The 5,732-nt window shown below is 32.7% G+C and carries 8 protein-coding genes and 1 pseudogene; 7 read left to right on the top strand and 2 right to left on the bottom strand.

Annotated elements, in window-relative coordinates; genetic code table 11:
* Window positions 1-24: 24 nt before the first annotated feature.
* Window positions 25-300, top strand: a complete 276-nt coding sequence (locus CP366_RS10105; protein WP_233197988.1) for a hypothetical protein — start codon at window positions 25-27, stop codon at window positions 298-300.
* 52 nt (window positions 301-352) lie between these two features.
* Here the strand turns inward: CP366_RS10105 and CP366_RS10100 are convergent, their stop codons facing one another.
* The gene (locus CP366_RS10100; RefSeq protein ID WP_089147731.1) at window positions 353-892 is read right to left on the bottom strand and encodes a GNAT family N-acetyltransferase; all 540 of its coding nucleotides are present in this window, start codon (window positions 890-892) and stop codon (window positions 353-355) included.
* 3 nt (window positions 893-895) lie between these two features.
* Window positions 896-1,354 carry a hypothetical protein gene (locus tag CP366_RS10095; RefSeq protein ID WP_061204674.1) on the bottom strand — a complete coding sequence of 153 codons (459 nt, stop codon included), beginning with the start codon at window positions 1,352-1,354 and terminating at the stop codon, window positions 896-898.
* Between the two features lie 162 nt (window positions 1,355-1,516).
* Between CP366_RS10095 and CP366_RS10090 the strand changes: the two genes are divergently transcribed.
* From CP366_RS10090 to CP366_RS10065, 6 genes and pseudogenes are all read left to right on the top strand, one after another.
* Window positions 1,517-1,819, top strand: a complete 303-nt coding sequence (locus CP366_RS10090) for a MazG-like family protein (RefSeq protein WP_098043586.1) — start codon at window positions 1,517-1,519, stop codon at window positions 1,817-1,819.
* Window positions 1,812-2,168 carry a DUF6176 family protein gene (locus CP366_RS10085; RefSeq protein WP_089147730.1) on the top strand — a complete coding sequence of 119 codons (357 nt, stop codon included), beginning with the start codon at window positions 1,812-1,814 and terminating at the stop codon, window positions 2,166-2,168. The genes CP366_RS10090 and CP366_RS10085 overlap by 8 nt, the downstream gene beginning before the upstream one ends.
* Window positions 2,169-2,375: a DUF3923 family protein gene (locus tag CP366_RS10080; protein ID WP_061204677.1), complete on the top strand. Its 207-nt coding sequence runs from the start codon at window positions 2,169-2,171 to the stop codon at window positions 2,373-2,375.
* 12 nt (window positions 2,376-2,387) lie between these two features.
* Window positions 2,388-3,176 (top strand): tyrosine-protein phosphatase, encoded by a 789-nt coding sequence (locus CP366_RS10075; RefSeq protein WP_061204678.1) that lies wholly within the window; start codon window positions 2,388-2,390, stop codon window positions 3,174-3,176.
* A 112-nt stretch (window positions 3,177-3,288) separates the two neighbouring features.
* A pseudogene (locus CP366_RS10070) lies at window positions 3,289-4,085 on the top strand (glutaminase).
* Between the two features lie 49 nt (window positions 4,086-4,134).
* Window positions 4,135-5,517 carry a fibronectin type III domain-containing protein gene (locus tag CP366_RS10065; RefSeq protein ID WP_065990790.1) on the top strand — a complete coding sequence of 461 codons (1,383 nt, stop codon included), beginning with the start codon at window positions 4,135-4,137 and terminating at the stop codon, window positions 5,515-5,517.
* Window positions 5,518-5,732: the final 215 nt, after the last annotated feature.

Below are 5,732 nucleotides of genomic sequence, written 5' to 3'. Positions count from 1 at the left end.
TTAAAAAATCAATTTACGAGAAAGATCTATTTACACAAAAGATTTGACAGTTTCTCAATAAAAGTACCAATTCTTTTGGTTATTATTTCCACAGTAATTAGTTTTCTTTTACCTATTTTCAATTTGAAATCTTGGGTTACTTATTCAGTGATTGTCTCTGAAAGTGCAATGTTTGTTTTAATTGCAATATTGTTGAGCAAAAAGATAAAAATGTGGTTAGCGTGGATTTTAGGATGGATTGCAGGATTTGTTTGGGCAGTTGTTTTATTTGCTTTGATAGGACTGGCTTTTAATATTTGATACAAATTGAAATAAGGATGATAACTGGCAGTAAATTGTCAAGATATCATCCTTATTTGTTTTTGCATTTTTTCCATTCAGATCTTAAAATGCCATATTTTACACTGTCATAATAAGAGCCTTGGAAATAGCGAACTTTGCGAATTTGAGCTTCTTTTTTTAGTCCAATTTTTTCAGCTAAATGCATCATTCTTACATTGCCGCTCCAGGTTGTTAAACCAATGTGTTCTAAATCAGGATATTCAGAAAATATATCAGTAATCCATTTTTCTAAAGCTTTAGTTCCAAAGCCACTATGCCAATAATTTGGATTATAAATAACTATTCCAACTTCAAGCCAAAGATTTATTTTATCAATCCAGTTTTTTGAAACCATCCCTATTGCTTGACCATTTATAGTAATAGCCTTACAGGAGTGACTTAACAAATATTCAGTGATCGAGCTTTGCTTGAAACTAGAAAAGGACCGGTAAGCAGTATAGTCGTTAAAATATGGTGCATTCCACTTAGTCCACTCCGGCTTTTCTGCTGTAAAGCCATCTTTCCAAATATCGTTTAGGTATTGTGAATTAAAGTCTTTTAAATTTAGCATTTATTAACTTTCTGTTTCATCTAATTGTTTACCATATTTGAGGATATAAAAAATCTCAATCACAGAGCTTAATAGCCAAATTAAAGTTAAAGTGCCAGCAATTGCAAATAGAACATATGAAAATTGTGGATCTTCCTTTAGTTGACTGGAAGCATAAACCATTAAAATCATGCCACACCAAAAAGTGATACTTTCTATAATGGTCATAGTTTTGATTTTGGCATTTTGTTCTATACTAAGTATTTCTGGATTAATGGTTTCAGTTTGATTATTATCAGAACCTTTTATTAATTTTTTTAGATATATTGATGAACTAAAAAGTAAGAAAATGATTAATAAACCATTCCAAAAAAGACCTTTGTAGATATGATCATGAATTTGTAAATATGATGCAAAACTTAATAAAACACCGCAGCCAATAGATGCAACAAGTGCAAGAGTGTATTTGATTTTCTTTTTCATATGCTCATCTCCATTTACTTATTGAAAAGCCATAAAATTATGGTACATTAATAATAAATAAAATTTTCATTAATGTAAATAAGAATATCTGAAAATTGAGTCTTATAATAAACATTTTGGCTTTTCTCAAGGTACGATGGAATTGAAGTGAACAAATAAACTATGATTATAGATACGGAAAAATTACAAAAAGCAGTTATTGAGAACAAGAAAAAGCATAATTTTAATACGACTGATATTAAGTATGAACTTCTTTTGTTGTATGGCGAAGTGAATGAACTGTTTCAAGCTTGGCTAAAAGAAGACCAAGAAAATATCAATGAAGAATTAGCAGATGTAGCCATTTTTCTATTAGAAATCTCTGAAATGCTTGGAAGCGATCTAGGTGAAGATATTGTTGAGAAAATAGCGATTAATGCAAAACGAAAATATATGAATGGAAAGAAGATAATTACTGATGACTAAAGTAGAACTTACTCGTTTTAGAATTAGAAAAAGAAAAGAAGCTAAAGCGCAAGAGTGGATGGACTTTCTAAATGAACATCACGATGATACTGTAGCGACAATGGCTGGTGAAAAGATGTACGTGGAGAGCGTTTTTAAAGAAGAAAATCCAGATGGATATACATATTTTTACTGGTATTCGGTTCAAGGAGAAGGCGGAAATGCCGTCGAAGAATCAGAAAGCTATATTGATAAGAAACATCTTGAATATTGGGATGAATGTATCGATATGGGCTATAAGCCAGTTGATATGAAATTGGAAGAGAGTCTGGTTGCACCGGCTGTTGAAAAAGTTATAAAGGGAAAATAAATGAAAGTATGGAAAATTAGTGGCAGTATTGTATTGATCTTATTTATAGTGATTAGTATATTTCTTTGCGTTAGAAAAGTTGACGGAGCAGGTGTAGTACAAACACCTGAAATGAGAAATATTACTTTAATTATCTGGGGAGTATTTGGATTAATCATTTTAATCTGTTATCTAATTTGGCTGGCAGTTTTAAAGCATAGCAAATAGCGGAGGAACAATATGTACTCAAATCTATTACCAATCACAACAGCCATTAATCCGCGTGAACTAGGTGGATTAACTGGTCTTAATAATCGTAAAATACAGATGCATCGTCTGCTTAGAACAGGCGATCTTAGTAAAATGTCGCTAAAAGACAGGCAACTTCTAAAGGATTACGGTGTTGTTAAAATTATTGACCTACGTTCAAAATCAGAAAGCATTTCTCATCCTGATCCTCAAATTGATGGCATTCAAAATATTTCTCTGCCTCTTTCCAGTGAAGAAGGAACATTAGGGGGAGAAAATAACTTAAAACAAGAAGCAAAGTCATATAATGAAAATCCACATGCTGCATTTAAAATGATGTGTGATCATTATAGAGATCATGTTATTGCAGCACATGATCAAGAAACTGTTCGTCAAGTATTGAAAATATTGTCTGAAACTGAAAAAGGAGCAGTTATTTTTCACTGTACTGAAGGAAAAGATCGGACAGGCTTTGTTGCCTTATTTGTTTTATATATTTTAGGCGTTGACTTAGAAGTAATACGACAGGATTATCTGGCATCAAATGAAATTTTGACTGAATATCGCGCAGCTAGGGATAAGGAATTCCAAGAAGCTGGTAAAGGTTTAACCTTTAGAGCTAATATGCGGGTTTTAAGTTCAGCGTCGGATTCACTTTTTGACACAATTCTTTTGACTATTGAGAAAGAGTATGGAGATTTTGAAACCTATGTGAGGGATGTTTTAAATGTGACTTCTGAATTAGAAGATAAATTACGCGAACTTTATTTAGAGAAATAATGTCATGGAATTAAAATTTAGACAAGTTTGAAGATTAAATATTGAACGTGAGGCAGATTCTTATGGAGAATCTGTCTTTTTTGTAAAATAAGAATGAAAGGGGATGCAGAGTATGACTGATTTAGCAAACTTAGTAACTAAAAATTTACCACAAGTAGTGAATGGTCATGTTGCAACGTACATTCCAGCATTGGCGGAAGTAGAACCAGAACAACTTGGAATAGCAATTTATAATTTGAACGATGGAAAAATTTCAGTAGCTGGTGATAGTGAAACTTACTTTGCAATTGAAAGCATCTCCAAAGTCATTACATTACTTTATTCAATTGAAACTTTGGGTTTAGATTTTGTTAACACAGTTGTCGGTGCAAGACAAACAGGATTTAGCTTTGACTCTAATTTTACTAAAGAAATTTGTAATGATCCCCAAATCAAATTGAATGAAGAGATCTTTAAGTCTGAACAAAAGACAGGCGATATGAATCAATCTTTAGCTTATTACATGAAAGCTAAGGAAATTTTGAAAGTCGATGTTGAAGACAGTTTAACTACTTACTTCAAACAATGTTCAATGATGGTAACGGCACGTAGCTTAGCTAATTTTGGTGCTGTTTTAGCCAATGATGGAATTAAACCTTGGGATAATAAGCGAATTGTTTCAAGTACTGCTGCAACTTTTATAAGTCCTTGATGATGACAACGGGGTTATATAATGCGTCAGGAATATATTCTGCTAAAATTGGTATTCCTACTAAGAGTGGTGTTGGAGGCGGGCTCGTTTCTTCTGTGCCTAATAAAGCTGGGATTGGTATTTTTAGTCCACCGCTTGATGATGTTGGTAATAGTATTGCTGGCCTGAGTCTGCTCGAAGATGTAAGCAAGGAATATAAGTGGGATATTTTTAGTTAGGGTATAAAATCAATAAAGCATTATAATAGCTTATGAAAGGACAACAATTATGAAAATTAATAAATATCTGATTGCAACTTCATTGGCAGGAGCATTTGTACTATTTTTAAATACAAATTCTTCTACTGTTCAAGCTGCTACGATCCAAATTCCGACTCAAGGCACAAGTTATGTACGCAAAGGCAACACTTATAAGCTTCATTTAAAAGAAGCTGGTAGAGTAACAGTTAATACAAATGCCAAGATCAGAATCTACAATAGTATTGATTGGGAGGCCATTCCTTATTCAACCGATAAGAAAAATACTAAAGAGTATTATCTTAGATCCGGAAATTACAAAGTAGTTGCTAAGAATCCGGGATCAAGAAAAATTAGAATTAGTTATACTAAATTGACTAAACTTAGAAAACAGTTAGATGATTATCCAATTTACCGCACTACAAACAGCTATACTTATAGTCCTGAAATTTCATTAGGACAAGAGGTAAAGGGATTTTCTGACATGTTTAGTAGCTATAAAAATAGCACGTATCATAGTTACACATTAAAAGTTGATAAGTCACAAAAATTAACTATGGGCATGAACTCGATGCCGGTTTATTACAATGGTCATAGAACAATCATTACTATGCAAAGTAAGAATGGCTTTAGTTATTACCTGCCATCTTCAATGTTCAATGGTAGACAAGATAATAAAAAGATAACTTGGTATGTCGCAAAAGGTGAGTACAAATTAAACATTCAAACTCGTGGTTTATTTAATTTCAAAATAACAGGTGAAAATACTGACCAAGTACCAGTCAAAAATGAAGTTACAAAGTTGACACCAGTAAAAGACGGATTGCAAGTTGATTTTACTAAGTCTGAAGGTGCGACTGAATATGTCATCTATATAAATAGTGGCAGTGGCTATATTCCTGCTGCTGTGCCAAGAATTAAAGCAAGTGAATCATTAAGCACGGTAATTCCATCTAAGAGCCTTGTTAATGGTAAGACATATCAAGTCGCTGTTTTACCTATCAATCGTGCGAACGGATTTGATATTAATGGTGAACTTTCTGATGCAAAGACGATCGATTATCATGCTGTAACGGATAATAAGAATGTGCCAGATAAAATCCCAGTTGATATCAGCTATTATGATGATAATGGTAGTGATGAACCATACATCGATATTAAATGGCCGGTTAATAAAAATATTAGTAGTTATGAAGTTCAATATCGCTTAAAAGGTCAGAGTGAATGGCAAAGTTTCTTATCATCATCAAGTAATGGTGATGAAATTACATCCAGCTCTGATAAAAATAGTATTTGCTATTTCGAAAAAGGTAAGACATATGAGATACGTGTCCGTGGCCTCAACAGTAATATAGTTGGTCCATGGTCGGATATAAAGACAGTAACGGTAAACGTAACACCAGCTGGTAATTAAGTATAATTATTTTTGGCTATGAAAAATTTGTGGCTAATAGGCAGAGATTTTAGAGGTCTCTGCTTATTTTTTGGCCAATTTTATTAGTTGGTATAAAGAAAATCATTTAATTTAAGAATATGCTGGAGAAACCAGGGAGAAATACTATCTCCTTGTTTTTGAGACCGTAAAATAGTTTGTGTAAGGATGAATATTTCCTTAATTTTATTTCCCTG

It is taken from the genome of Lactobacillus sp. UMNPBX15, from assembly GCF_002553785.1.
GTDB lineage: Bacteria > Bacillota > Bacilli > Lactobacillales > Lactobacillaceae > Lactobacillus > Lactobacillus crispatus.
The sequence above is the reverse complement of the archived record's forward strand: the minus strand, read 5'-3'. Positions and strand labels throughout refer to the sequence as shown.

What these genes read in the sequence shown, in the direction of transcription:
- CP366_RS10100 (WP_089147731.1), bottom strand. Translation starts at nt 892, where the DNA reads ATGCTAAATTTAAAAGACTTTAATTCACAATACCTAAACGATATTTGG.
- CP366_RS10075 (WP_061204678.1), top strand. Translation starts at nt 2,388, where the DNA reads ATGTACTCAAATCTATTACCAATCACAACAGCCATTAATCCGCGTGAA.
- CP366_RS10065 (WP_065990790.1), top strand. Translation starts at nt 4,135, where the DNA reads ATGAAAATTAATAAATATCTGATTGCAACTTCATTGGCAGGAGCATTT.
- CP366_RS10080 (WP_061204677.1), top strand. Translation starts at nt 2,169, where the DNA reads ATGAAAGTATGGAAAATTAGTGGCAGTATTGTATTGATCTTATTTATA.
- CP366_RS10095 (WP_061204674.1), bottom strand. Translation starts at nt 1,354, where the DNA reads ATGAAAAAGAAAATCAAATACACTCTTGCACTTGTTGCATCTATTGGC.
- CP366_RS10085 (WP_089147730.1), top strand. Translation starts at nt 1,812, where the DNA reads ATGACTAAAGTAGAACTTACTCGTTTTAGAATTAGAAAAAGAAAAGAA.
- CP366_RS10090 (WP_098043586.1), top strand. Translation starts at nt 1,517, where the DNA reads ATGATTATAGATACGGAAAAATTACAAAAAGCAGTTATTGAGAACAAG.